1 protein-coding gene is annotated in these 278 nt (G+C 29.5%); it reads right to left on the bottom strand.

Annotated elements, in window-relative coordinates; all coding sequences use genetic code 11:
• Positions 1–76: 76 nt before the first annotated feature.
• On the bottom strand, positions 77–278 hold a 202-nt coding region (locus SB822_RS56650; RefSeq protein WP_410859046.1), incomplete at its 5' end, for a hypothetical protein.

Here is a 278-nt window from a genome sequence, read left to right as displayed (position 1 = left end):
ATAAAATGATGTTTTTAATAAGAAAGAGGAGCATATAAACAGCTCCCCTTTTCACACAATTTACTTACGAAGGCCATTAATTGAATTTCTTTTTTAATCCATCCATCATATCTGCAGCATAAAAAGATTGTAAGAGTTCATCTACATTGATTTTTTTATCCTTCTTGCTTAGAAATTGATTGATGATCTTTTCATATTCATCTCTAGTATTTCCTTCAATATCTGAAAGGTTTAATTCTTCACCAAAGTGTCTAATAAACGCTGTCCTTGTTATATCA

The sequence above is a fragment of the Paraburkholderia sp. SIMBA_054 genome (genome assembly GCF_046534875.1).
GTDB lineage: Bacteria > Pseudomonadota > Gammaproteobacteria > Burkholderiales > Burkholderiaceae > Paraburkholderia > Paraburkholderia hospita.
The sequence above is the reverse complement of the archived record's forward strand: the minus strand, read 5'-3'. Positions and strand labels throughout refer to the sequence as shown.